Annotated in this window: 22 protein-coding genes; 7 read left to right on the forward strand and 15 right to left on the reverse strand. The window is 65.8% G+C overall.

The window, feature by feature from the left end:
* Positions 1-187: 187 nt before the first annotated feature.
* The 3 genes from glpX to ACFOOL_RS14750 all read right to left on the reverse strand — a co-directional run bounded on the left by glpX (position 188) and on the right by ACFOOL_RS14750 (position 4,036).
* Positions 188-1,174, reverse strand: coding sequence for a class II fructose-bisphosphatase (gene glpX / locus ACFOOL_RS14740; RefSeq protein ID WP_380098030.1), 987 nt, complete (start codon positions 1,172-1,174; stop codon positions 188-190).
* Positions 1,175-1,200: 26 nt separating this feature from the next.
* Positions 1,201-2,541, reverse strand: coding sequence for a homoserine dehydrogenase (locus ACFOOL_RS14745; protein WP_380098105.1), 1,341 nt, complete (start codon positions 2,539-2,541; stop codon positions 1,201-1,203).
* A gap of 283 nt (positions 2,542-2,824) precedes the next feature.
* The gene (locus ACFOOL_RS14750) at positions 2,825-4,036 is read right to left on the reverse strand and encodes an LL-diaminopimelate aminotransferase (protein ID WP_380098031.1); all 1,212 of its coding nucleotides are present in this window, start codon (positions 4,034-4,036) and stop codon (positions 2,825-2,827) included.
* Between the two features lie 424 nt (positions 4,037-4,460).
* Here ACFOOL_RS14750 and ACFOOL_RS14755 point away from each other — a divergent pair, with 424 nt between their 5' ends.
* Both ACFOOL_RS14755 and ACFOOL_RS14760 read left to right on the forward strand, forming a co-directional pair.
* Positions 4,461-5,750, forward strand: a complete 1,290-nt coding sequence (locus ACFOOL_RS14755; RefSeq protein WP_380098033.1) for a glycosyltransferase — start codon at positions 4,461-4,463, stop codon at positions 5,748-5,750.
* Positions 5,751-5,814: 64 nt separating this feature from the next.
* Positions 5,815-7,848 (forward strand): NAD-dependent epimerase/dehydratase family protein, encoded by a 2,034-nt coding sequence (locus ACFOOL_RS14760; protein ID WP_380098034.1) that lies wholly within the window; start codon positions 5,815-5,817, stop codon positions 7,846-7,848.
* Between the two features lie 275 nt (positions 7,849-8,123).
* On the opposite strand, the gene lon is transcribed toward ACFOOL_RS14760, so the two are convergent.
* Positions 8,124-10,544 (reverse strand): endopeptidase La, encoded by a 2,421-nt coding sequence (gene lon / locus ACFOOL_RS14765; protein ID WP_380098037.1) that lies wholly within the window; start codon positions 10,542-10,544, stop codon positions 8,124-8,126.
* 234 nt (positions 10,545-10,778) lie between these two features.
* On the opposite strand from lon, the gene ACFOOL_RS14770 reads away from it, so the two are divergent.
* Positions 10,779-11,210 (forward strand): nuclear transport factor 2 family protein, encoded by a 432-nt coding sequence (locus ACFOOL_RS14770; RefSeq protein ID WP_380098039.1) that lies wholly within the window; start codon positions 10,779-10,781, stop codon positions 11,208-11,210.
* Between the two features lie 71 nt (positions 11,211-11,281).
* Here ACFOOL_RS14770 and clpX read toward each other — a convergent pair whose 3' ends face one another.
* From clpX to ACFOOL_RS14815, 9 genes are all read right to left on the reverse strand, one after another.
* Complete coding sequence (clpX, locus tag ACFOOL_RS14775) at positions 11,282-12,559, reverse strand: ATP-dependent Clp protease ATP-binding subunit ClpX (RefSeq protein WP_380098041.1); 1,278 nt, start codon at positions 12,557-12,559, stop codon at positions 11,282-11,284.
* Between the two features lie 173 nt (positions 12,560-12,732).
* Positions 12,733-13,362, reverse strand: a complete 630-nt coding sequence (locus ACFOOL_RS14780; RefSeq protein ID WP_380098043.1) for an ATP-dependent Clp protease proteolytic subunit — start codon at positions 13,360-13,362, stop codon at positions 12,733-12,735.
* 247 nt (positions 13,363-13,609) lie between these two features.
* A complete protein-coding gene (locus tag ACFOOL_RS14785; RefSeq protein WP_380098044.1) occupies positions 13,610-13,849 on the reverse strand; it encodes a hypothetical protein in 240 nt (79 codons plus the stop codon).
* Between the two features lie 13 nt (positions 13,850-13,862).
* Positions 13,863-14,147 (reverse strand): BrnA antitoxin family protein, encoded by a 285-nt coding sequence (locus ACFOOL_RS14790; RefSeq protein ID WP_380098045.1) that lies wholly within the window; start codon positions 14,145-14,147, stop codon positions 13,863-13,865.
* Positions 14,144-14,392, reverse strand: a complete 249-nt coding sequence (locus ACFOOL_RS14795; protein WP_380098047.1) for a BrnT family toxin — start codon at positions 14,390-14,392, stop codon at positions 14,144-14,146. The genes ACFOOL_RS14790 and ACFOOL_RS14795 overlap by 4 nt, the downstream gene beginning before the upstream one ends.
* A gap of 70 nt (positions 14,393-14,462) precedes the next feature.
* Positions 14,463-15,101: a hypothetical protein gene (locus tag ACFOOL_RS14800; RefSeq protein WP_380098049.1), complete on the reverse strand. Its 639-nt coding sequence runs from the start codon at positions 15,099-15,101 to the stop codon at positions 14,463-14,465.
* Positions 15,102-15,202: 101 nt separating this feature from the next.
* Complete coding sequence (gene rpsI / locus ACFOOL_RS14805; protein WP_380098050.1) at positions 15,203-15,685, reverse strand: 30S ribosomal protein S9; 483 nt, start codon at positions 15,683-15,685, stop codon at positions 15,203-15,205.
* A gap of 1 nt (position 15,686) precedes the next feature.
* The gene (rplM, locus tag ACFOOL_RS14810; RefSeq protein WP_380098052.1) at positions 15,687-16,151 is read right to left on the reverse strand and encodes a 50S ribosomal protein L13; all 465 of its coding nucleotides are present in this window, start codon (positions 16,149-16,151) and stop codon (positions 15,687-15,689) included.
* A gap of 140 nt (positions 16,152-16,291) precedes the next feature.
* Positions 16,292-17,344 carry a COX15/CtaA family protein gene (locus tag ACFOOL_RS14815; RefSeq protein ID WP_380098106.1) on the reverse strand — a complete coding sequence of 351 codons (1,053 nt, stop codon included), beginning with the start codon at positions 17,342-17,344 and terminating at the stop codon, positions 16,292-16,294.
* An 87-nt stretch (positions 17,345-17,431) separates the two neighbouring features.
* Between ACFOOL_RS14815 and ACFOOL_RS14820 the strand changes: the two genes are divergently transcribed.
* Positions 17,432-17,641 carry a DUF2842 domain-containing protein gene (locus tag ACFOOL_RS14820; RefSeq protein WP_380098053.1) on the forward strand — a complete coding sequence of 70 codons (210 nt, stop codon included), beginning with the start codon at positions 17,432-17,434 and terminating at the stop codon, positions 17,639-17,641.
* Between the two features lie 7 nt (positions 17,642-17,648).
* Here the strand turns inward: ACFOOL_RS14820 and ACFOOL_RS14825 are convergent, their stop codons facing one another.
* Complete coding sequence (locus ACFOOL_RS14825) at positions 17,649-18,692, reverse strand: polysaccharide deacetylase family protein (RefSeq protein WP_380098055.1); 1,044 nt, start codon at positions 18,690-18,692, stop codon at positions 17,649-17,651.
* Between the two features lie 10 nt (positions 18,693-18,702).
* Positions 18,703-20,916: a GumC family protein gene (locus tag ACFOOL_RS14830; protein WP_380098056.1), complete on the reverse strand. Its 2,214-nt coding sequence runs from the start codon at positions 20,914-20,916 to the stop codon at positions 18,703-18,705.
* Between the two features lie 161 nt (positions 20,917-21,077).
* Here ACFOOL_RS14830 and ACFOOL_RS14835 point away from each other — a divergent pair, with 161 nt between their 5' ends.
* The 3 genes from ACFOOL_RS14835 (at position 21,078) to ACFOOL_RS14845 (ending at position 24,343) form a co-directional block, all read left to right on the forward strand.
* A complete protein-coding gene (locus ACFOOL_RS14835) occupies positions 21,078-21,629 on the forward strand; it encodes a polysaccharide biosynthesis/export family protein (protein WP_380098057.1) in 552 nt (183 codons plus the stop codon).
* Positions 21,630-21,632: 3 nt separating this feature from the next.
* Positions 21,633-22,769 carry a glycosyltransferase family 4 protein gene (locus ACFOOL_RS14840; RefSeq protein ID WP_380098058.1) on the forward strand — a complete coding sequence of 379 codons (1,137 nt, stop codon included), beginning with the start codon at positions 21,633-21,635 and terminating at the stop codon, positions 22,767-22,769.
* Between the two features lie 65 nt (positions 22,770-22,834).
* Positions 22,835-24,343: an undecaprenyl-phosphate glucose phosphotransferase gene (locus tag ACFOOL_RS14845; RefSeq protein WP_380098060.1), complete on the forward strand. Its 1,509-nt coding sequence runs from the start codon at positions 22,835-22,837 to the stop codon at positions 24,341-24,343.
* Positions 24,344-24,355: the final 12 nt, after the last annotated feature.

The raw sequence follows: 24,355 nt of genomic DNA on the forward strand, positions 1-24,355 counted from the left end.
CACTGCATCAGCCGGGATGCGCATCCCGGCTGATGCAAGCAGTAAAGCAAAAATCGTCCACACAAGCCCGAGGGAAGCAAAGTGCTTGTGTGGGCAACAAAAATCAATCCAGGAAGGTCCAAAGTAAACACTCCCCCTTGAGGGGGAGGGGAGCAAAGGCACCGATTCCGCCTGACGATGAAAGGCTCTAGCGGGCATGGCGGGCGCGGATCCAGCGGGTGGTCTGGCTCCAGCTACGCATGACCACCGTGCTGGTCTCGATGCTGTCGCGCCGGAGCCGGACGCCATCCACGAGCGAGCCGTCGGTGATGCCGGTGGCGGAGAACAGCACGTCGCCGGCGGCCAGGTCGGCGACGTCGTAGACGCGATTGGGATCGGCGATGCCCATCTCGCGGGCGCGGGCGCGCTTGTCGGGTGTATCGAGGATGAGCTTGCCCTGCATATGCCCGCCAATGCAGCGCAGCGCGGCGGCGGCGAGCACGCCTTCGGGGGCGCCGCCCGAGCCCAGATAGATATCGACGCCGGTATCCTCGGTATTGACCGCATGGATGACCCCGGCGACGTCGCCATCGCTGAGCAGCTTGACCGAAACCCCGGCGGTGCGCAGTTCTTCGAGCAGTCCCGCATGGCGCGGCCGGTCGAGCACGATGGCGGTGATCTCGGACATCGGCACGCCCTTGGCCGCGGCCAGCGCCGTGACGTTCTCGGTCGCCGACCGCTCGATGTCGACGGTGCCGGGCGGATAGGCGGCGCCGATGGCGATCTTGTGCATATAATCGTTGCGGGCAACGTTGAGCAGGCCCCCGCGCTCGGCCATGGCCAGCACCACGATAGAGTCGGGCTGGTTCTTGGCGCACAGGGTCACCCCCTCGAGCGGATCGACGGCGATGTCGACCTCCGGCCCCGCCCCCGTGCCCACCTTCTGGCCAACATAGAGCTGGTCGCATTCATATTGCTCGCCCTCGCCGATGACGATTCGGCCGGAAATGGCCACGCGGTCGAACTCGGCCTTCATGGCGGCGACGGCGGCCTCGTCCGCCGCCTTTTCATCGCCCTTGCCGCGCCATTCGGCGGCGGCGATGGCGGCGCGCTCGGTGACGCGCACCATTTCCAGCGCCAGCGTGCGATGCAGATGGGCCGGATTCCTGGCGTCCTCGACCTTGCTGAGCTTCATGGGTCCCCCCGGCCCGATCCGGCGGATCAGAGCTTTTCGATGCGGATGAGCTGCGGCTCGCCGACAATGAAACCGTCCTCGGCGATCTGCGCAAGCGCCTCGCGCACCGAGGCTTCCAGCGTGCGCTGGGTGATCATCACCACGGTGCGGATGGGCGAGCCGTCCGCCGCCATGAGCTTGCCGCCCAGATCGGAGCGCTGGATGACGCTGTCGATGGAGATCGACTTGTCCCCCATGCGCCGGGCAATGGCGGCCAGCGCCCCCGGCACGTCCTTGGCGGCGAGGCGGATGTAGAAGCCTCCCTCATGCGGACGGCTGGGCGCCTCGGTGAAGGGCAGCAGTTCGGCACTGGGCACTCCCAGCGGCGGCACCTTGGTGCCCCGGGCGATGTCGAGAATGTCGGACAGCACCGAGGAGGCGGTGGGCGGACCGCCGGCGCCGGGACCGGCCATCAGCAATTCGTGCACATGGTCGGTTTCCAGCGCCACCGCGTTCATCACCCCGTCGACGCCGGCAATGGCGCTGCCCTTGGGCACGAAGGTGGGATGGACGCGCTGCTCGATGCCGTTTTCGGTGCGCTCGGCGATGCCCAGCAGCTTGATCTTGTAGCCCAGATCCGAGGCGACCCGGATATCGTGCTGGGAAATGCTAGAAATGCCCTCGACGCGGATCTTGTCGGGCGCGATCTCGTAGCCGAAGCAGAGCGTAGCCAGGATGGAGAGCTTGTGGGCGGTGTCATGGCCCTCGACGTCGAAGCTTGGATCGGCCTCGGCATAGCCCAGCGCCTGCGCGTCCTTGAGGCAGTCGGCAAAGGAGATGTCCTCGTAGCCCATGCGGGTGAGGATGTAGTTGCAGGTGCCGTTCATGATGCCGAACACCTTGGCGATGCTGGCCGAGCCCAGCCCCTCGCGCAGCGTCTTGATGACCGGAATGCCCCCGGCCACCGCCGCCTCGAAACCGAGCTGGGCCCCGGCCTCCTCGGCCATGCGCGCCAGCGCCACCCCGTGCTTGGCCAGCAGCGCCTTGTTGGCGGTGACCACGGGGCGCCCGATCTCGAGCGCCGCCTTCACCGCCGCCAGCGCCGGGCCGTCCTCGCCCCCGATCAGCTCGATGAACAGGTCGATGCCGTCCCATTTGGCCAGCGCCACCGGATCGTCGAACCATTCGAGCCCGGAAATGTCGATGCCGCGGTCGCGGGAACGCGAGCGCGCGGCAACGGCGACGACCTCGAGCTGCCGCCCCAGTTTTCGCGTCAGCTCCGCCCCGTCCTTCTGGAGGATGCGCACCAGCGTGGCCCCGACATTGCCCAGCCCGGCGACGCCGATGCGCAGCGGCGCCTGCCGGCCCGCATCGCCCAGCTCGGCCATGGCCTTGAGGATGCGCGCCCGCGTATCGGTGCGCGGCTCCCGGCCCTCGCGCAGGTCGAAGACGAACAGCGGATCGCCCGCGACGGTGCGCCCGAAGCGGGTGGGCGTCCACCCCCTCGCGGCAATGAAGGATTCGACGGCTTGGCGGAAAGACTGGATATCACTCATGGTGAGCGACATGTCATAGGAAATCGCCTAGCAGTCAATAGGAGTTCGGCGGCGCGCCGCCCGGCATCCACAAGGGCCGGACCCGGGTGGAGCGCAGGACGGCGGCGCGCTTTTCCTATGCCTTGAGCGGCACCACATTGCCCTGCCCGGCGCGCCCGCCCAGCAGCTTCTTGACGTTGCGGGCCGCCTGGCGGATGCGCTGCTCGTTCTCGACGAAGGCGAGGCGGATATACTGGTCGCCATATTCGCCAAAACCCACGCCCGGGGCGACGGCAACGCCGGTTTCCCGCACCAGCAGCTTGGCGAATTCGAGCGAGCCCAGATGGGCGAATTGCGGCGGGATCGGCGCCCAGGCGAACATGGTGGCCTTGGGCACGGGAATGTCCCAGCCGGCGCGGCTAAAGCTCTCCACCATGACGTCGCGGCGGCATTTGTAGATGCGGCGCACCTCGTCGACCACCTCGTCCGACCCGTTCAGCGCCGCGACCGCGGCCACCTGAATGGGAGTGAAGGCGCCGTAATCCAGATAGGACTTCACCCGCGCCAGCGCGGCGATCAGCCGCTCATTGCCCACCGCGAAGCCGACGCGCCAGCCGGGCATGGAATAGGTCTTGGACATGGAGGTGAATTCGACGGCGATGTCGATGGCGCCCGGTATCTGCAGGATCGAGGGGGGCGGCACCTCGTCGAAATAGATCTCGGAATAGGCCAGGTCCGACAGGATGAAGATGTCGTTGGCCTTACAATAGCGCACCACCTCGGCATAGAAATCGAGGTCGGCGGTATAGGCGGTGGGATTGGCCGGATAGTTCAGCACCAGCGCGATGGGCTTGGGAATGGAATGGCGCACGCCCCGGTCGAGCGAGCGCATGAAATCCTCGTTCGGCTCAGCCGGCATGGAGCGCACGACGCCGCCCGACATGATGAAGCCGAAGGAATGGATGGGATAGGTCGGATTGGGCACCAGCACCACGTCGCCCGGGGCGGTGATCGCCTGGGCCATGTTGGCAAAGCCTTCCTTGGAACCCAAAGTGGCCACGACCTGGGTATCGGGATTGAGCTTCACACCGAAGCGCCGCCCATAATAGCTGGCCTGGGCCTTGCGCAGGCCGGGAATGCCCTTGGAGGTGGAATAGCGGTGGGTGCGCGGATCGAGCACCGTTTCCTGGAGCTTGTTGACGATGTGCTCGGGGGTGGGAAGATCGGGATTGCCCATGCCCAGATCGATGATGTCCACGCCCTCGGCCCGCGCCCGGGCCTTGATCGGGTTGATGTGCTCGAACACATAGGGGGGCAGACGGCGGATGCGATGGAAGACTTCGCTCATTTGTTCCTCGATGGTCCCGCGGGACCGATGCTGGCCGCAACGCGCCGGTAAGCGCAGACCCACGATATGGAAGGGTCGATTATCGCGGAATTATGGTTCTGACCGGTTAAGAGCCCCGGCCGGGGCGGAGACGGGTCTATTCGGCTCTTCCCAGCCACGCCGTGGCCATCGGGAAGAGCTATCGGGCGCTTGCCGCGGCGGCCGCGCAGACGCACACCGGCGCGAAGGCGAGCGAGGCTCCAACCAATGCAGCGGTGAACGGAGACGCCATGTCTCTTGCCCTTCGGAAACGTCTTCTGATACCACGTCTGAGCGCGGCCGGTACCTTAATATGGTCTTCGCCAAACCTTGTAAATGCCGTCCGGCCTTTACATGTATCGGCTTAGCCGGCCGCCGGCCGGAGCGGTATCATTCGGGTAGGTGCATGAGAAAGCGCGTTGCGATTGCCACCATTGGCACTTCCGGAGACGTCCGGCCATATCTGGCACTGGCCATCGAGCTGAAAAAGCACGGACACGACGTGGTGCTCGGCACCAATGCGGATTTCGAGGGCCTCGTCACCTCCCACGGCGTCGAGTTCCACAATCTGGGCACCAAGATCCAGGACTGGCTGCAGGAATCGCGCTTCGACAACGCCATCAGCCAGATGAAGCTGCACCATTTCCCGCAATTGCTGCGCGAGGGCCAGGCGCTGGTGGAGCGGGCGGCGCGCAATTCCTGGACCATGGCGCAGGGCGCCGACGCCATCGTGGTCAACATCAATACCAGCTTCGGCATCGACATCGCCGAAGCGCTGGACATTCCGGTGATCATGACGGCGATGCAGCCGCTCAACCCGACGCGGGAATTCCCGGTCTGCGCCTATGAAGTGCCCGATCTGGGGCCGACCTTCAACAAGCTCAGCTATATCGCCATGAACCTCCAGCAGGGCTATTACGACCTGCCGCGCGACCGCGTGCGCAAGGAACTCATGGGGCTGGCGCCGCGCAAGCGCGGCGGGCTGTTCAAGGACAGCCTCGGCAACAACCTGCCCACGCTCTACAATTTCTCCTCCATCGTCTCGCCGCGCCCGCGCGACTGGCCGCAGACGGCGGTGGTGACCGGCTTCTGGTTCCTCGACGACACCAGCGACTGGAAACCCTCCCCCGAATTGCGGCGCTTCCTCGATGCCGGCCCGCCGCCGGTCTATATCGGCTTCGGCTCCATGCCGTTCGGGGCGGAACGCAATACGCAGATCCTGCGCTCGGCCCTCAGCCAGTGGGGCGGGCGCGCCATCGTGTCGCGCGGCTGGGGCGGCATCAATGCCGACGACCTGCCCGATACGGTGTTCGCCGTATCCGAGGCGCCGCACGACAAGCTGTTTCCACTCGTTTCGGCGGTGGTGCACCATGGCGGCGCCGGCACCACGGCGGCCGGGCTGCGGGCCGGCAAGCCCACCTTCACCGTGCCGCAGGCCTATGACCAGCGCTATTGGGGCCGCCGGGTGCGCGCCCTCGGCTGCGGCCCGGCGCCGGTGCGGCTGCGCACGCTGACCCCGGAGACATTGGCCGGGGCCCTGAACGAGCTGACCACCAACCAGGCCATGGCCGCCAATGCCCGCTCCATCGGCGAGGCGCTGTCGCAGGAAACGGGCCTCGAAACGGCGGTCAATTTCATCGAGGCGACCGTGGATGCGGCCAGGGCCGGTTCGCGCCGCTTTCCCGTCGCCACCTGAGCCGACGACAGCCAGGCGGGAGGCCCGGCGCCCCTCTCCCCAACGACCCGAAGGAAATAGAGCGGTGCATATCTGTCTGGTTGGCGCAGGGGGCGGCATCGGCCGGCAATTGCTGAAGACCTTCTCGGCCGGCCACCGCGTCAGCGCCGTCTATCGCACCATGCCCGCCCATCCGCCCCCGGACGTCGAGACCGTCCGCTTCGCCGACGAGGCCGAGCTGGCCCGGGCGGTGGGCGAGGCGGAGGTGGTGGTGCATGCCGCGCTCAATACGCGCGACCGGGGCAAGGCCTTTACCACCAGCAACCGGGCGGTGACCGAAAAGCTGCTGTCGCTGCTGCGGCCCGGCCGGTGCCGGCTCTTTGTCTATTTCAGCTCGCAGGTGGTCTATTCGGCGCTCGACGCGAAGCGGCACAAGGTGCAGGGCGAGGACGACGCGCTGGCCGAGCGGCCGGGCCTCGACGCCTATACCCGCCTCAAGCTGGTCGAGGAGGCCCGCGTCGTCGCGGCCTGCCGGGAAATGGGCATCGACTATCTCATCGTCCGCCCCACCGTGGTGATGGGCCCGCATATGCAATGGTCGAGCGGCATCGTCGCGGCGATGCGCATGGCCCCGTTCGGATTGCGCGGGCGGACCATCAACCTCATCCATGTCGAGGACCTAGCCAGCCAGCTCCTGGCGCTGATCGAGCGCGGCGTGACCAATGACGTGGTGAACCTCGCCGATCTCGACGTCAGCTCCGACGACTATTTCCGCCATGCCGCGTCCCTTGCGCACCGGCCGATGATCTTCGCGCCCGGCTGGCTGACGGGCGCGGCGGCGAAAGCCATTCCCTCCACATTGTGGTTCTTCGCCCACGACGTGCGCGTCGCCTCCGAAAAGGTGCGGCGGCTGAGCGGCGTGGAGACCCATCGCCGGCTGCCGGATTTTTTCGAGCCGCCGGCCCGCATCGTGCCCGCGCACACGCTGGAGGTCATCCGCGACACGGTGCGCAGCGGCAAGCCCTACCGCACCATCGGGCGCGGCTATTTCCTCTGGTTCAACGACCACCTGTCCATCGACCAACTGGTCATGGAGCATTATGCCGGCATTGTCGGGCTCGAGGGCGGCAAGCTGACGGTCAAGGCCGGCACCACGCTGCGCACCATACTGGACTATATCGCGCCGCGCGGCCTGACCCTCGCCACCCTGCCCGAATTCGTCGACATCTCCGCCGGCGCCTGCTTCTTCGCCGAAGTGCATGGCAGCAGCTCGGAATATATCTCGCTTTACGACCTCATCGCCTCCATCCGCTATGTCGACGAGAACGGGGACGAGAAATTCTCGATCCGCGACGAGGCGGAATGGGACCGGCTGCGCGCCGACGGGCGCATCGTGGTGACGGAGGTGACCTTCCGCTGCCACCCCAACCGCACGCTGGCCAATGTCATCGAATGGCAGCCGGACGGGCGGCTGGAGCACTATGTGGGCGGGGGCTATCGCGACAATTTCAGCACCACGGTGCACTGGTATCCGCGCAGCCATGAGCTGATGGTCTACAACGTCAATCCGGTCAACGGCAATGCGCCCGGCGACCGGGGGCCGTTCGCGCCCATGCGCGGCTCGCCCGCCGCCATGCAAAAATTGCTGCTGTCGATGAATTTGCGCGGCAAGCGGCGCATCGTGGGCCCATCCGAACGGGTCCTGGCGCCCTGGACCGGCGTGCCCGCCAAGCATCTGGTGGGAAAATTCTTCCGCGACGCGCGGCGGCGGGTGCGCAACATGGAAGTATGCGTGCCCGATGGCTTCGCGCCCGCCTTCATCGCCGGCCTGCGCGAGCGCCTGCCGGGAATGAGCCTGTCGGCGGGCCAGGGCATCGGCATCAGGTTCACCCGCCAGCCCGACACCGGGCGGGGCTTCGTCTGGATCGAGATGACCTCGCGCAACACCGCGCAGATGCACGCCATGGTCGAGCTGGCGCGGGCGGTCTGCGGGCCGTCCTTCTGGCTGCACCGGGGCAAATACGTGCCCGCCGGAATCGGTCCGGACCATTTATTCATCCCCCGCGCCGGGGAAATCGCCTTTCACTTGAGCGCCGAAACGGATCGCGGCCGGGCTTAAGGGCTTACTGCCTTATCTGGAATCGATGTTTTCTTCATCGTCACCACCCGGTTTATCCGAGTGGTCCATGCTTTTTTGCGCCAGGGATGGATTGCCCGGACAAGCCGGGCAATGACGACTGTGAGGAATCCGTCAAAAACTGAATGATCCAGGGGCAGTTCACGTTCCGTTTGAACGCCGCGTCCTCCCCATCGCCACCACAGCGCCCACTAGAGTTTGCGCTTGTTTCCTACCGCGAATGAAAAGGGCGGAACCCGGGGGCCCGCCCTTTTTCGTCAGTGGGTCACGCTGGCCGCGGCGTCCGGTTCCACCGGGGTGGCGACGGCGGGCTGCTCATCGAAATTCCATTCGATGGGCTCGGGCTTGCGCACCAGGGCGCGCTCGATCACCTGGTCCATGCGGCTGACCGGCACGATCTCCATGCCTTCCTTGACGATGTCCGGAATCTCCTGGAGATCGCGGACGTTCTCCTCGGGGATCAGCACCGTCTTGATGCCGCCGCGCAGGGCCGCCAGCAGCTTCTCCTTGAGGCCGCCAATGGGCAGCACCCTGCCCCGCAGCGTGATCTCGCCGGTCATGGCGACATCGTTGCGCACCGGAATGCCGGTCATCACCGACACGATGGCGGTGGCGAGGCCGATACCGGCCGAAGGCCCGTCCTTGGGAGTGGCGCCTTCGGGCAGGTGGACGTGAATGTCCCGCGTGTCGAACATGGGCGGCTTGATGCCGTAGTCGATGCAGCGCGACTTCACATAGGCCGAAGCGGCCGTCAGCGACTCCTTCATCACTTCCTTGATGTTGCCGGTGACCGACATGCGGCCCTTGCCCGGCGTCATCACGCCCTCGATGGTGAGCAGCTCGCCGCCCACCGACGTCCAGGCGAGCCCGGTGACGAGCCCGATCTGCGCCTCGGCCTCGATCTCGCCATGCTTGAAGATGGCGGGGCCGAGATAGGCGGCCAGGCGCTCGTCGTCGATCTCGATCGACTTGACCTTGGTGCGCACGATGTCGGTCACCGCCTTGCGCATCAGCTTGGAGATCTCGCGCTTGAGATTGCGCACGCCGGCCTCGCGGGTATAGCCGCGGATGACCTTCATCAGCATCTCGTCCGAGAGCACGAACTCGCCATGGGCAAGGCCGTTCTCGCGGGCCGCCTCGGGCATGAGGTGCTGCGTGGCGATGGCGTGCTTCTCCTCTTCGGTGTAACCCGAAAGGCGGATGATCTCCATCCGGTCCATCAGCGGTCCGGGGATGTTGAGCGTGTTCGAAGTGGTGACGAACATCACGTCTGAGAGGTCGAAATCGACCTCCAGATAGTGGTCGTTGAACGTGTTGTTCTGCTCCGGATCGAGCACTTCCAGCAGCGCCGAGGACGGATCGCCGCGGAAATCCTGACCCATCTTGTCGATCTCGTCGAGCAGGAAGAGCGGGTTGTTCTTGCCCACTTTCCGCAGCGACTGGATGATCTTGCCGGGCATGGAGCCGATATAGGTGCGGCGGTGGCCGCGGATCTCGGCTTCGTCCCGAACGCCGCCCAGCGCCATGCGCACGAATTCGCGGCCCGTCGCCTTGGCGATGGACTTGCCCAGCGAGGTCTTGCCGACGCCCGGAGGCCCCACGAGGCACAGGATCGGCCCCTTGAGCGAGCCGGTCCGCGCCTGCACCGCCAGATATTCCAGGATCCGCTCCTTGACCTTCTCGAGGCCGTAGTGATCGGCGTCCAGAACCTTCTCGGCCAGCGCCAGGTCGCGCTTGACCTTGCTCTTCCGGCCCCAGGGCAGGCCCAGCAGCGTGTCCAGATAGTTGCGCACCACCGTGGCCTCGGCCGACATCGGGCTCATCGACTTGAGCTTCTTGATCTCGCCTTCGGCCTTGGCGCGCGCTTCCTTGGAGAGCTTGGTCTTGGCGACGCGCTCCTCGAGCTCGGCGATCTCGTTGGCGCCGTCCTCGCCGTCGCCCAGCTCGCGCTGGATCGCCTTCATCTGCTCGTTGAGGTAATATTCGCGCTGGGTCTTTTCCATCTGCCGCTTGACGCGGGAGCGGATGCGCTTTTCCACCTGCAACACGCCGATCTCGCCTTCCATGAGGCCGATGACCTTTTGCAGCCGCTCGATGACCGACACGGTCACCAGCAGGTCTTCCTTCTCGGGAATGCGCACGACCAGATGGCTGGCGATGGTGTCGGCCAGCTTGCTCGGCTCCTCGATCTGCCCGACGGCCGCGACGACCTCGGCGGAGATCTTCTTGTTGAGCTTGACGTAGTTCTCGAACTCGGACTGGGCCGAACGGGCCAGCGCCTCGATCTCGGTCGCGTCTTCCTCAGGCTCGGACAGGATCGAGGCCTCGGCCTCGAAATAGTCCTCGGTCTGCAGGTAGCGGTCGATGGTGGCGCGATGAAGCCCTTCCACCAGCACCTTGACCGTGCCGTCGGGGAGCTTGAGGAGCTGCAGCACGGTGGCGATGGTGCCGGCCGGGTAGATCTGGTCCGGGGCGGGATCGTCGTCCTGCGCGTTCTTCTGCGTCACGACGAGAATGTGCTTGTCGTCGCGCATGACTTCTTCGAGCGCCTTGACCGACTTCTCGCGGCCGACGAAGAGCGGCACGATCATGCCGGGGAAGACGACGATGTCGCGCAGGGGGAGGACCGGGTACACCCGGTCCCGGCTCGTTTCGCCGGTGGGATTGACGTCCGACATCACTTTTCCTTTCCGGGGCGCGCCGGGTAGGAGGAGGGTGCGCGCCCGATTGCGACTGCCCAGGCGAAAAAGGCTGGGCGATTCAGGTTAATAAATAGGGTGGACTGCCCCTGCCGCAAGTCAACCTTAGCGGTTTTGTGACCGTTACCCTTACTACGCACAGGAGATATGCGCATAAGCCGGAAACACGGGTGTAACCTGGCCGCAGGGCGGATGTGGAACGCAGGAGGAAACATGGACGAGGCAGTACGGAAACTCTTCGAGCGCTATGAGAGCGGCTTCAACCGCGCGCTGGCCGGCACCATCGACATGGACGAGATCGCCTCGCTCTATGCCGCCGAATTCATCGCCTCCGCGCCCATGGGCGTCAGGGCCGGCCGGAACGACGCCGAATTCCGCCAGGTCATGGAACAGGGCTATGCCCATTACCGCACGATCGGGACGCGGCGCATGTCGATCCGCGAACTCCGCCTGTCCCCCATCGACGCGCTGCATTGCATCGCGCATGTGGGCTGGACGGCGGTTTACGCCCGCCAGGACGAGGCGGACATAAGCATCGACTTCGAGGTGCACTATCTGGTGCGGATGCAGGACGCGGAACCGAAGGTCTTCGGCTGGGTCAGCGGCGACGAGCAGCAATTGCTCAAGCAATACGGCATCGTCTGACCCGCCCTGCCCCGGCGGCGAAACGCCGGGCGCGACGGCCCGGCGTTTGAATGCCCTGCGAGGGAGCCGGCTCAGGCGGTGGCCGGAGCCTCTTCCTTCTGGCGCTCGGAATAGATGTAGAGCGGGCGCACATCCTTGCCGCGCACCACGTCTTCCGAAATCACCACTTCCTCGACCCCCTCGAGCGAGGGCAGGTCGTACATGGTATCGAGCAGGATCGCCTCCATGATCGAGCGCAGGCCGCGGGCGCCGGTCTTGCGCTCGATGGCCTTCTCGGCGATGGCCTTGAGAGCGTCCTCGTGGAAGGTCAGCTCCACCTCCTCCATCTGGAACAGGCGCTGGTACTGGCGCACCAGGGCGTTCTTGGGGGCGGTGAGGATCTCGATCAGCGCCGGGACGTCGAGGTCTTCCAGCGTCGCCAGCACCGGCAGGCGGCCGATGAATTCGGGGATGAGCCCGAACCGCACCAGATCCTCGGGCTCCACATCGGCCAGAACCTGGCCAACGCGGCGGTCGTTCGGGTCCTTGACCGTGGCCGAAAAGCCGATGCCCGAACCCTCGCCGCGCGCCGAGATGATCTTTTCCAGACCGGCAAAGGCGCCGCCGCAGATGAACAGGATATTGGTGGTGTCGACCTGCAGGAATTCCTGCTGCGGATGCTTGCGCCCGCCCTGCGGCGGCACCGAAGCGACGGTGCCCTCCATGATCTTGAGCAGGGCCTGCTGCACGCCCTCGCCCGATACATCGCGGGTTATGGACGGATTGTCCGACTTGCGGGAAATCTTGTCCACTTCGTCGATATAGACGATGCCGCGCTGGGCCTTCTCGACATTGTAATCGGCGGCCTGGAGCAGCTTGAGGATGATGTTCTCCACATCCTCGCCGACATAGCCGGCCTCGGTCAGCGTGGTGGCGTCGGCCATGGTGAAGGGCACGTCGAGGATGCGGGCCATGGTCTGGGCCAGCAGCGTCTTGCCCGAACCGGTGGGGCCGATCAGCAGGATATTGGACTTGGACAGCTCAACGTCCTGATTCTTGGCGGCGTGGTGCAGGCGCTTATAATGATTGTGCACGGCCACGGAGAGCACGCGCTTGGCGCGATCCTGGCCGATGACGTAGTCGTCCAGCACCTTGCAGATTTCTGCCGGGGTGGGCACGCCCTCGGAGGACTTGACCATGGAGGTCTTGCTCTCTTCGCGGATGATGTCCATGCACAATTCCACGCATTCATCGCAGATGAATACGGTCGGTCCGGCGATCAGCTTGCGCACTTCGTGCTGAGACTTGCCGCAGAACGAGCAATAGAGCGTGTTCTTGGAGGCTTCGCCGTTCGTCGTCTCTTTGGACATCCAGTCACTCCCGGGGGCCGTGGCCCCCATTTCCAAGCGTTAACGATTACCGTAACGCCCAAGGCATAAAGAAAGTCTAAGCCGAAACGACCTTAAAGGCCGTTCCGGCTGGGTGCAATCGCACCGGGATCACAGTCCACGGCGCAGCTTCGATGTGCTTAACGCGTCCCAAGTCAGCCGGTCGTCTCGGGCACGATGCGCTTTTCGAAGATGGTGTCGATGAGGCCGAACGCCTTGGCCTCGTCGGGCGACAGGAAGCGGTCGCGCTCGAGAGCGTTCTCGATCTCCTCGTAGCTGCGGCCGGTATGCTTCTCGTAGATCTGGTTGAGGCGGCGCTTCAGGCCCTCGACCTCCTTGGCATGGATCAGGATATCGGTGACCTGACCCTGGAAGCCGCCGGAGGGCTGGTGGACCATGATGCGCGAATTGGGCAGCGAGGTGCGCATACCCTTCTCGCCCGCCGCCAGGAGCAGCGAGCCCATGGACGCGGCCTGGCCCATCACCATGGTGGCCACCGACGGGCGGATGAACTGCATGGTGTCGTAGATGGAAAGGCCAGCCGTCACCACGCCGCCGGGCGAGTTGATGTACATGGCGATTTCCTTCTTCGGGTTCTCCGATTCGAGAAACAGCAGCTGCGCCACGATGAGCGAGGCCATATTGTCCTCGACCACGCCGGTCACGAAGATGATGCGCTCGCGCAACAGGCGCGAATAGATGTCGAAGGCGCGTTCGCCCCTGTTCGACTGCTCGACCACCATGGGAACGAGCGTATTCATGTAAAGATCGTGCGGATCCCGCATATTTTGCCCCTTGACCCTGCCCCCGCGTCGCGGCTCGGGCACAGAGCTTGGTTGGTTGGACCGCGCCCCCGCCAGCAAAGATCGCATTCGCAAGGACAGTCAGGCGGGCCGGAAGATCGAATCGGCGCGACTCGCCGATTGCAGACGACACCGCCTTAACGGGCGGTAAAGGCACAGATAGGCGGCAATGAGGCAGGCTTCAATAGGCCTCGTGACCGCCCGGGGCGGCAAGACGCCGCTGCCCGATTCAGGCGGCCCCGCCGCTGAAGCTGATCGCCACGCCTTTCTTCTTGAAATAGGCCTGCATCAGCTTGCGGCCCTGGCGATTGGGCTGGGCCAGCCGGGCGGTCTCGAACACCGCCTCCCTGGCGCCCTCGCGCGCCATGGCCGCCTTGAGGGCGGCAATATGGGTGTCCAGATCCTCATTGTCGTTGCGGATCGAGGCATAGATGGCGTCGATGGCCTGGGAAAGGGTGATGTCGCTCACGGTCGAGAATCCCTCAATCGAGTTTGGCTGCCTTCAAGACATCATTGATGCGCGCTTGCCAACCCTTTCCCGTCGCCTTGAACTTTTCGATGACCTCCGGATCGAGCCGCAAGGAAATCTGCTGCTTGGGCGCCGCGACCTTCGGCAGACCACGGGAGCGGCGAATGCTCTCGGCCAGATCAGGGAAGACTTCGGCAAAGGGGCGCATTTCGGCGATCTGCTCGTCCGTCAGTTCCGGCGAGTCGACCGCATCCCAGTCCTCCTTGCTATAGCCCTGTCCTTCCTCAAATTTTTTCACCACAGCACTGCCCTTTCGCGGCTATTGGCCGGCCGCATGGAAATGATCGATATGGCCTCTCGTCCGTAGCGGGCATGGATCACCACGGTGCCGATGCCCACATGCCAGCCGATGGCAATTGATCGTCCAAGCCGGGTGGGGCCGGTGACGGCGCTTTCGAAGAACTCCGGCGTCAGATCCGCAAAGTCCATGCCGTGCTTGGCGATATTGGCGATCCGCTTTCGCTCGTCCCATACGATCCGCATTTATGTATCACGTTAAATAGGGCGATCCAATGACATTGCCAGAGCGGGAGGGCAGCGTCGACCGCGCCGTTCAGAGCCAGCGGGTGGCAAGCGTCGCCACACCCGCCAGCAGCGGCAGGCCGGCCAGCACTCCGGCCATGGCCAATACCAGTACGCCCGGCCCCGGATCGGTCCAGGCGAGCCAGCCCAGCCCGACCGATGCCGCCACCGCCGCGCTTCCCGAAATACGGTGCACCCACAGCCAGGCACGGTCGGAAGGGATCGGCCAGGGCATGCGCAAACCGCCATAGCTGTGCCGCTCCGCCTCGAAAACCACGACGCCGACCACCAGCAGCACCAGCGCCAGCCCGGCGCCGGCGATGCGGAACATGTCGAAATCCGAGCCGATGCCGATGAGCAGCAGGCCGAGCTGGCATGCCGCCCCGACCGAGAGCAGCAGGGTCAGCGCCGGCTCGAGGATATGACGGGTCCGGGCGAGATGGCCGGACGTCAGGGCCAGCCCAAGGAAAAAGAAAACCGCCATGAGGGTGAGTTGCAGGAGCGGCGGCACGGCGAGCGCCGTGTCGCGCGGCCACAGCCAGTCGGGCGCGGACCCCTGCCAATGGGCCGGAAAGACAAAACCGGGCGGGATATGGATGAGGGCCACGCCGGCAATGGCCAGGGTGACGCCGAACAGCAACAGATGGAAGCGGGTGACGAGGCTGGGCATGGCTGGCCTTCAATGAGCGCCGTCCATATGGGGACACTTCACCGGCAAACGCAAAAGGGGCCGGTTTCCCGGCCCCTTCGCAAAATTGCGTCCGATACGGATCAGCGCTTGGAGAACTGGAAGGAGCGGCGAGCCTTGGCCCGGCCGTACTTCTTGCGCTCGACGACGCGGCTGTCGCGGGTGAGGAAACCGCCCTTCTTGAGGATGGGGCGCAGCTCCGGCTCGAAATAGTTCAGGGCCTTGGAAAGGCCGTGACGGACGGCACCGGCCTGGCCGGAAAGACCGCCGCCGGCAACGGTGATGTTGACGTCGTACTGATCGAGGCGGTCGGTGGCGACGATCGGCTGCTTGACGATGAGCTGGAGCACCGGACGGGCGAAATAGGTTTCGAATTCGCGGCCGTTGACGGTGACCTTGCCCTTGCCCGGCTTGATCCAGACGCGGGCCACGGCGTTCTTGCGCTTGCCGGTGGCATAGGCGCGGCCGAGGCTGTCCAGCTTCTGGACATGGACCGGAGCGGTGTTGGCGGCCGGAACGGCGGCCGACGTGCCCAGGTCTTCGAGAGAGTTGATGGTTTCGGCCATGTTACTTCACCCGGAAGTTCTTGGTGTTCATCGCAGCGACATCGAGCTTGACGGGGCTCTGCGCTTCGTGGGGATGCTCGGCACCGGCATAGACGCGCAGGTTGCGGAGCTGGGCGCGGGTCAGCGGGCCGCCCGGCATCATGCGGCGCACGGCGTTTTCGAGAACGCGGGTCGGAAAGCGGCCTTCCAGCAGCTCGCGCGCGGTGCGGTCCTTGATGCCGCCGGCATAGCCGGTGTGCCAGTAGAAGCGGTGCTGGTCGAGCTTGCGGCCGGTCAGCCTCACCTTGTCGGCATTGATGACGATGATGTTGTCACCCATGTCCATATGCGGGGTGAAGGTCGGCTTGTGCTTGCCGCGCAGGCGCGAGGCGATAATCGAGGCCAAGCGACCCACCACCAGCCCTTCGGCGTCGATGATCACCCACTGCTTTTCGATCTCGCTCGGTTTTGCCGAGTACGTGCTCATAATCGAATTCCCTAAGATTCAGGCGGCAGGCCCTTGCACAGGCCGGCCAGTTCGGGCGGGTCTCTATGGAAGATTCATCGTATCGTCAAGAGGGTATAAAATACCGTTGAAATACAATGGGTTAGAAATACGGTATCATATTACCGCACCCGCCGCATATCGGCCATATAAGCCGCGACCAGTCCCGCCAGCATGACCGCCAGCGCCTGATGGCCCACGGCCAGCCCCATGGGAACGCCGGCCAGGAGCGTGGCGATGCCCAACCCCACCTGCAGCAGCACGATGAAGCCGATGCGCGGCAGCCAGCCATGCACCCCGGCAAAGCCGCCATCCCGGCCGCGGGCCCAGATCAGCCAGGCGGCATAGGCGACGATGACATAGGCGATGGCGCGATGGATGAACTGCACCGTCAGCGCGTTTTCGAACAGATTGCGCCAGGCCGGCTCCATGACCAGCATGCCCTTGGGAATGATGGCCCCGTCCATGAGCGGCCAGGTATTGTAGCCCATACCGGCATCGAGCCCGGCGACGAACCCGCCCGCCGCGATCTGCAGGGCCACCAGCGCCAGCAGCAGCCAGCCGGACCCCAGATGGAAGGCGCCGACCCGCCCCAGGGCACGACCAGGGGAAAGCGAGCGCGCGACATAGACCAGCGCCACGAACAGCAGCGAGGCCGCCGTCAGATGCGCCGCGAGCCGGTATTGCGACACCGAGGTCAGCTCGGACAGGCCGGAGGTCACCATCCACCAGCCCAGCGCCCCCTGGAATCCCCCCAGCAGGAACAGCCCGAACAGCGGCCAGGCCAGATCGCGCGACAGGCGCTTTTGGAACAGGAACACCGCGAAGGGCACCAGGAACACCAGCCCCAGGGCCCGCGCCAGCAGGCGGTGGAACCACTCCCAGAAGAAGATGTACTTGAAATCGTCCAGATCCATCCAGGAATGCACATAGGTGTATTGGGGGATCTGCTTGTAGGCTTCGAACTCGGCCAGCCATTCGGCCTCGCTGAGCGGCGGTATGGTGCCGGAAATCGGCTTCCAACTAGTGATCGACAGGCCGGACTCGGTGAGCCGCGTCATGCCCCCCACCACCACGATAAGCAGGACGAAGGCAGCGAGCGCATAGAGCCAGACGCGAACGGGACGCAGCGGGTCGCTGGCGAAGCTCACCCGGCCCGGTGCGGCATCTTGCATGGAGGTCACGGCAATATTCCGGTATCGATAATCCTGCCGGAGTGGTAATCGCCCCTCGTCCCTATCGCAACCGTCCTGATGCCGCACATGAACCAGCGCAGCCGCAAATTGCTCGGAGCCTTCCTGCTGGTGGGCTCGATCGGTCTCTGGTCGGCATTGGCCACCTGGGTCTATCTCGCCCTGCCCGAGGGGCTGCCGGGACTGGTGCTGATCGGCTTTTTCATCGTCGCCGGCATGGGCTGGCTGCTGCCCGCCATGGCGATCATCGCCTGGATGGCGCGCCCGGACCGGGGGTAGCGGAGCCTCACGAGCCCATCACCCTTCCGATCTGGGTGAACAGGCCGCCGCTGGCGAAGACGTCGACATAGCGGCGGCGCTGGAAATTTCCGTTGAGGGAGACGCGGGGCAGCGCGGTGGGGATCCGGAGGTGGTGCGGATAGAGGCCGCCGGGCCGGGTGGTGACGGCGGTGTCGAAACCCAGTTCCGCCGCCAGGGCGAATTCGCGCGGGCCGCAGGAGAGCGGGCCGCCCAGCGGATAGGAAAAATGCCGGGGGCGCATGCCCAGTTGCACCTCGATGATCTCGGCGGACCGGAGCATCTCCTCGCGGGCCGCGTCGGCGGCAAGCTTGGCCAGTTCGTAGTGGTGTACCGTATGGGCGCCGATGGTGCAGAGCGGCTCGTCGGCGAAAAGCCGCAATTCGCGCCAGTCCATGATCAGCTCGCGGCATTGCCGTTCGAGATCGTAGCCATGGGCTGCGGCGAAATCGGCCAAGAGCGCTAGCCGCTCGGGCTCGGGCTGCTTGCGCATGCGCCAATAGAGGCGTTCGAAGGCTTCCCGCTTCCGGGCAGTGGTGGAGGTGTCCATATGCTCGGCTCCGCCGTCACCGGCGAAGGCGATGGCCTCCTGCCCGGCGATGACGTCCTCGATGGCCTGCCACCAGAGCTGCCCGGTCCCATCGACGAAAGCGGTGGGCACGTAGAGGGTGAACGGCGCCTCGTGCCGGCGCAGGATGGGCAGGGCGTGGTGCAGATTGTCGCGATAGGCGTCGTCGAAGGTGAGGACGACGAAAGGCCGGCCTTTCTCCGGGGCGGCAAGCCGCGCCATCGCCTCGTCGAGGCTGACGATATCGATTCCCAGATCGCGGATGCGCCCCAGGCAGTAATCGAGGAAATCGGGCTGCACCTGCAGGATGGCATTGGGCGAGAAATCCGCCGGCGGCTCGGGAAGCACGCGATGCAGGGTGAAGATCACCCCGCGCGAGCGCGACAGCATGCGGAAAAGACGCGGCATGCCGGTGAGCCACAAGGCCTCGAAACCGGCGCGGATCGCGGCATATTTGAGGGACATGGCCCGCGCCTCAGGCTGCGACCGGCTCGGCCAGGGCGGCGATCTCGACGCGGGACAGGCCGGACCCTTCGAGCTGCCGGCGGATGTCCTCGAGCGCTTCGGCGTCCTCGTCCTCGCCGGCGATCAGCACGACCCGCCCGCCCAGCTCCGAAAAGGGGGCGAGCATGGAGCCGCGGCCGAGCCGGCCGGTCATGACGACGACGACTTCGTAAATGTCGCCCAGCGCCTCCACCAGCGTCAGCGGACGGCTGGAGGCGCCATCGATGGCCGCGCCCTGCCCCCAGCTCACCTCGGCAAAGCTGTGATCGGCCGATTTCTGCACCACGTCGCCGAAGCCCGCCGTGCCGGCGCTGAGATCGGTGAGGCCCGGGCTGCCGCCGCGAATGCCGCTGCCGGCGTCGATCAGCGCGACGCTGAGCCCCTTGGACAAGGCATCGCCCACCAGGCTTTCCGCCATGGCGATGGCCGGCCCGTCGGGACCGTGATCGGCGAGCAGCAGCAGGTGGGTGCGCCCCAGGACCAGATCGGCCACCAGATCGGAATAGCGCAGGAAGCCGGTGCGGCGGACGGGCTCCGCCACCTCTCCGGACTGCTCCGCCACCGCTTCAGGCTCCGCCGGCTCCTCCGGCTCGCCGGCCACCGGCACGAAATCCTCGGCCGGCTCGGGGAAAAATGCATCGGGTTCATCCGCCGGCAGGTCCGGCAGCGGTTCGGATTCGGTGACCGGCTCGGCCGGCGCCTCCTCCTCCCAGCGCTGCTCCGGCTCCAGCTCCGCCTCGTCGAAGGGTGCCGCGTCGAGCTCGTCCTGGGGCCGGGGCGAACGGGTGCGCACGAGCACCCGGCCCGACATGAGCTCGCCGAAGGCCACGCCGCCCAGTTGCACGGCCAGCGACATCATGGCCACGGCCACCATGACCAGCGCCGTCTTGGGCGAGGCCGGCGTCACCGAGGGCGCCGCGATGGAGACCACCCGCACATCGGGCAGCGCCGAAGAGCTGTCGACCCGGGAGGAGGCTTCGTTATAGCGCAGCAGATAGGCCTCCAGCAGATCGCGTTGCGCCTTGGCCTCGCGCTCCAGCCCGTCGAGAGTCACGGTGTCGCGGGTCGCGGTGGAGGCGCTGGTCTTGGCGCGCGCCAGCTCGGCCTGCAAGGAGGCTTCGAGATCGGCCTCGATCTGCGCTTCCGCCTCCAGCGCCGCGGCGACGCGATTGCCCTCGACGCCGATCTGGCTGTCGAGCTCGGCGATCTGCGCATTGAGCGCGCGAATGCTGGGATGGTTGGCCAGGAGCGTGGCCGAGCGCTGCGCCCGCTCGCCCTGGAGGCGCGCCTTTTCTTCGCTCAACCGCTGGATGACCACGGATTCGCGCACATCCGCCACCCCTTCGATGGGCTGGTTGCGCTCGATGAGGCCACGGATCAGCGAGGCGCGGGACAGGGCCGCGCTCCGGCGCTCCTGCGCGGCGGTGATCTGGGCGGCGACGGTGGACAATTGCTGGTCGAGCAGACCGGTATTGCCCTGCCCGATGAAGAGGTCGTTGGCGACCTTGAAATCGGCGACGGCGGATTCGGCCTGCTGCACCGAAACCCGGAGGCGGTCGATCTCCTCGCGCAGCCAGCCCGAGGCATCGGCGGTGTCGGACAGCGAGAGCTGCGCCCGGCGCGCGACATGAGCGTTGGCGATGGCGTTGGCGATATCGGCGGCCAGTTGCGGATCGGTGGACAGCATCTGCACCGAGATGATGCGCGAGTCGCGCTCCTGCACCACCGAGAGCTGATCGTTGAGGGTGCGCAGCACCGTCTCGTCTATGCTGTTGGGCGTCGTGGCGCGGCGGCCGATGAACTGCGTCACCATTCCCAATGGCGAGGCGCCGCCGGCGCTGCCGTTGAACTCCGACACCGAGCGCAGGTCGAGCCGGTCGATGACCTCGAGCAGGGTGTCGCGCGACTTGAGCAGCTCGATCTGGCTGGAGACAACGCCGACCTCACCGCCCGAAATCGTCGGCGCCTGCTCGTTGGAAGCGCGCACATAGGGACTGGAGCGCGGCTCGACCAGCAGGGAGGCATAGGATTCGTAAAGGCGCGGCTGGAACATCAGCACCACGAAGGTGGCGACGAGCAGGCCCAGCGTCACCAGCAGGATGCGCGGCAGGCGGCGGACCACCGCCGACAGCAAGGCCGCGACATCGATCCGTTCATCTTCCGTTACCGGCAGGTCGTAGGCCATCGACGTTCCCTCATGAGTGGAAACGACCTAGCCCGATACGTGGTCAATATTCGGTTAACTCGGCGAATCCGCTTTGCAATTTGCCTCTATGATCATGCGTCATAAGGAAAACTTAACCATGAGGGGCGAGCATGCGGCCAGTTTGAACGCACGGGATTCTCATGCGCTGGCTGTCCGTTTTCGTTATCGCCCTGTCGCTGAGCCTGGCCGGCTGCGCCACCACGCGCCCGAGCGTCTATCTGGTCGAGACCAACGGCCCCTATCAGCTCGACACCGGCGACGTGGTGCGCGTCACCGTCTATGGCGACGCCGAGTTGAGCAGGAGCTACAAGATCGACGACAACGGCGCCATCGCCTTCCCGCTGGTCGGGTCCGTCAAGGTGCGCGGCGGCACCACCGAACAGGCGGCCGGCCGCCTCGCCACCGCCCTCGCCAACGGCTATATGCGCAATCCCGACGTGGCGGTGGAAATCGACCAGTACCGCCCCTTCTTCATCCAGGGCGAGGTTCGCACCGCCGGGCAGTTCCCTTATGCCTACGGCATGAGCGTGCGCGCCGCGATCAGCACGGCTGGCGGCTTCACCGATACGGCCGACCGCGGCCGGGCCATCGTCTATCGCCGGCAGGGCAACGAGATGGTCAAGGGCACGGTCGATCTCGATTTCCTCATCCATCCGGGCGATACCGTCGTCATCCAGGAACGGTGGTTCTAAGCCATGACTGGGCGGAAGCTGCGCATCCTCCAGGTGCTGCGGGCGCCGGTGGGCGGGCTGTTCCGCCACGTCGCCGACCTGACCCGCGCGCTGGAGCGGCGCGGCCACGAACTGGGTATCGTGGTCGATACGCTGGCCAACGATGCGCAGACCGAAACGCTGCTGGCCGCGCTGGAGCCGCATGCAGCCCTGGGCATCCACCGCCGCCCCATGCCACGCCTGTTCGGCCCCGGCGACCTGGTGACGCCCTTTTCGGTGGGAAGGCTGGCACGGCGCCTCGATATCGACATCCTGCACGGCCACGGCGCCAAGGGCGGCTTTTACGCCCGCCTCGCCCCCTTCATCCCCCGCCGGACCCGCATTTTCTATACGCCCCATGGCGGCGTGCTGCATTATCCGGCCGCCTCCGCCTCGGGACGGGTGTTTCATCGCATCGAAAAGGCGCTGATGCGCCGGACCGCGGCGATCATCTTCGAAAGCGCCTATGCACGGCAAACCTATGAAGCGCTGATCGGCGCCCCCGCCTGCCCCACCAGCATCGTGCATAACGGCCTCAATGATGAGGAATTCGAGCCGGTGCCGCCGCAGGAGGAGGCCGCCGACTTCGTTTTCGTGGGCGAATTGCGCGACCTCAAGGGCATCTTTCCGCTGGTCGAGGCGCTGGCGCTGACGACCGGGCCCGGCGGCAGGCCGGCAAGCCTGGTCATGGCCGGCGAAGGGCCGGAGCGGGCGCGGCTCGAAAGCCGGATCGTCGAGCTGGGCCTTGACGGACGGGTGCGGCTCGTCGGCTCGCAGCCGGCGCGCACGGTCTTTCCCATGGGCCGCTGCGCCGTGGTGCCGTCGCTGGCCGAATCCCTGCCCTATGTGGTGCTGGAGGCCGCCGCCGCGCGATTGCCGCTCATCGCCACGAAAGTGGGCGGCATTCCCGAAATCTTCGGGCCGACCGCCGCCGAACTGGTGCCCGCCGGCGATGCCGCCGCCCTTGCGGGGGCCATGCGGGGATTCCTCGCCGATCCGCAGGCCGCCGATGCGGCCATGCGGCAGCGCCTCGCCCATGTCAGGACCGGATTTTCCGTCGCGGCGATGACCGACGCCATCGAGGCGCTCTATCAGGCCGATGCCGCCAATCCTTCGGCCTGACTTCACCTAACTTAAACGCCTCTGGCGCTATACCGGCGCAAATAACGAGTTCCGGTGGCGCCATCATGTTTCGTGTCGATCCCCAAAAAGCCATCGAGGGACACGCCGCGCGGGCCAGCATGCCCGGCGAACTGTCCCCCCAGGCCGAGGAAATCATTCGCCGTCCGGTGGACCGCACGCTGTCGGGACCGGTCATCAGCGGCGTCGCGCAGATCGTGGAGGCGCTGCTGCTGGCGGCGCTGGGCTACGGCATCCATGCGGCCTATGTCGGCCCGGGACAGGAGACGTTCTACGTCCCCGTCATCGCCGCCGCGACGCTGCTGGCCAATATCCTGTTCAACGCCGCCCGCACGCACCGCATTTCGTCCTACCGAACGCTGGGCGCCCAGATCGGCCGGGTCGCCGGCGCCTGGGCGCTGGTGGTGGTGACGCTCACCGCCGGCCTCTTCTTTTTCAAGGCCGGCGACATGGTCTCGCGCGTCTGGCTGCTGGGCTGGTTCGTCTCGGGCGGGGCGGCGCTGGTGCTCTACCGCCTGGCGCTGCGCGCCCTGGTGCTGCGCTGGACCGAACAGGGCCGGCTGAAGCGCCGCGCCGTCATCGTCGGCGGGGGCAGCGACGCCGCCCTGCTCATCGATCAGATCAAGGCCGGCGCCGACAAGGACATCAACCTGCTGGGCCTGTTCGACGACCGGGTGGACGAGCGCTCCCCCGAGCTGGTGAGCGGCTATCGCAAGCTGGGCAAGGTCGCCGACCTCATCGAGTTCGCCCGGCGCACCCCGGTCGACCTGGTCATCGTCTCGATGCCCCTCTCGGCCGAAAAGCGCGTGCTCGACATGCTGACCCAGCTCTGGGTGCTGCCGGTCGACATTCGCCTCTCGGCACATATGAGCAAGCTCAAATTCACCGACAAGGCCTATTCCTATGTCGGCGCCCTGCCCGTGCTCGACATGGCGGACCGGCCCATCTCGGACTGGAACCTCGTGTTCAAATGGGTGTTCGACAAGATCGTGGCACTGATCGCCATCGTGCTGCTCTCGCCGGTCATGCTGGCGACGGCCATCGCCATCAAGCTCGAAAGCCGGGGGCCGGTGCTGTTCGTGCAGAACCGGCACGGCTTCAACAACGAGCTGATCCGCATCTATAAGTTCCGCTCCATGCGCACCGACATGGCGGACGCGACGGCCAGCCGGCTGGTGACCAAGGACGACCCGCGCGTCACCCGCGTCGGCAAGTTCATCCGCCGCACCTCGATCGACGAATTGCCGCAATTGTTCAACGTGCTCAAGGGCGAGCTGTCCATCGTGGGGCCGCGCCCGCATGCCCTGCAGGCCAAGGCCGACAATTTGCTCTATTACGAGGCCGTGGAGGGCTATTTCGCCCGCCACCGCGTCAAGCCCGGCATCACCGGCTGGGCGCAGATCAACGGCTGGCGCGGCGAGACCGACACCATCGACAAGATCATGCAAAGGGTCGACCACGACCTCTATTATATCGAGAACTGGTCGATACTGCTCGACCTCTACATCCTGGTCATGACGCCCATCCGGCTGTTCAACACGGAAAATGCGTATTGATCGCGCGATGAA

It is taken from the genome of Devosia honganensis (genome assembly GCF_042648785.1).
Classification (GTDB): Bacteria; Pseudomonadota; Alphaproteobacteria; order Rhizobiales; family Devosiaceae; genus Devosia; species Devosia honganensis.

Coding starts and splice junctions, on each gene's coding strand:
- glpX (WP_380098030.1), bottom strand. CDS start 1,174: ATGAAGCTCAGCAAGGTCGAGGACGCCAGGAATCCGGCCCATCTGCAT.
- ACFOOL_RS14745 (WP_380098105.1), bottom strand. CDS start 2,541: ATGGCCGAGCTGGGCGATGCGGGCCGGCAGGCGCCGCTGCGCATCGGC.
- ACFOOL_RS14750 (WP_380098031.1), bottom strand. CDS start 4,036: ATGAGCGAAGTCTTCCATCGCATCCGCCGTCTGCCCCCCTATGTGTTC.
- ACFOOL_RS14755 (WP_380098033.1), top strand. CDS start 4,461: ATGAGAAAGCGCGTTGCGATTGCCACCATTGGCACTTCCGGAGACGTC.
- lon (WP_380098037.1), bottom strand. CDS start 10,544: ATGTCGGACGTCAATCCCACCGGCGAAACGAGCCGGGACCGGGTGTAC.
- ACFOOL_RS14770 (WP_380098039.1), top strand. CDS start 10,779: ATGGACGAGGCAGTACGGAAACTCTTCGAGCGCTATGAGAGCGGCTTC.
- clpX (WP_380098041.1), bottom strand. CDS start 12,559: ATGTCCAAAGAGACGACGAACGGCGAAGCCTCCAAGAACACGCTCTAT.
- ACFOOL_RS14780 (WP_380098043.1), bottom strand. CDS start 13,362: ATGCGGGATCCGCACGATCTTTACATGAATACGCTCGTTCCCATGGTG.
- ACFOOL_RS14795 (WP_380098047.1), bottom strand. CDS start 14,392: ATGCGGATCGTATGGGACGAGCGAAAGCGGATCGCCAATATCGCCAAG.
- ACFOOL_RS14800 (WP_380098049.1), bottom strand. CDS start 15,101: ATGCCCAGCCTCGTCACCCGCTTCCATCTGTTGCTGTTCGGCGTCACC.
- rpsI (WP_380098050.1), bottom strand. CDS start 15,685: ATGGCCGAAACCATCAACTCTCTCGAAGACCTGGGCACGTCGGCCGCC.
- rplM (WP_380098052.1), bottom strand. CDS start 16,151: ATGAGCACGTACTCGGCAAAACCGAGCGAGATCGAAAAGCAGTGGGTG.
- ACFOOL_RS14815 (WP_380098106.1), bottom strand. CDS start 17,344: ATGCAAGATGCCGCACCGGGCCGGGTGAGCTTCGCCAGCGACCCGCTG.
- ACFOOL_RS14820 (WP_380098053.1), top strand. CDS start 17,432: ATGAACCAGCGCAGCCGCAAATTGCTCGGAGCCTTCCTGCTGGTGGGC.
- ACFOOL_RS14825 (WP_380098055.1), bottom strand. CDS start 18,692: ATGTCCCTCAAATATGCCGCGATCCGCGCCGGTTTCGAGGCCTTGTGG.
- ACFOOL_RS14830 (WP_380098056.1), bottom strand. CDS start 20,916: ATGGCCTACGACCTGCCGGTAACGGAAGATGAACGGATCGATGTCGCG.
- ACFOOL_RS14835 (WP_380098057.1), top strand. CDS start 21,078: ATGCGCTGGCTGTCCGTTTTCGTTATCGCCCTGTCGCTGAGCCTGGCC.
- ACFOOL_RS14840 (WP_380098058.1), top strand. CDS start 21,633: ATGACTGGGCGGAAGCTGCGCATCCTCCAGGTGCTGCGGGCGCCGGTG.
- ACFOOL_RS14845 (WP_380098060.1), top strand. CDS start 22,835: ATGTTTCGTGTCGATCCCCAAAAAGCCATCGAGGGACACGCCGCGCGG.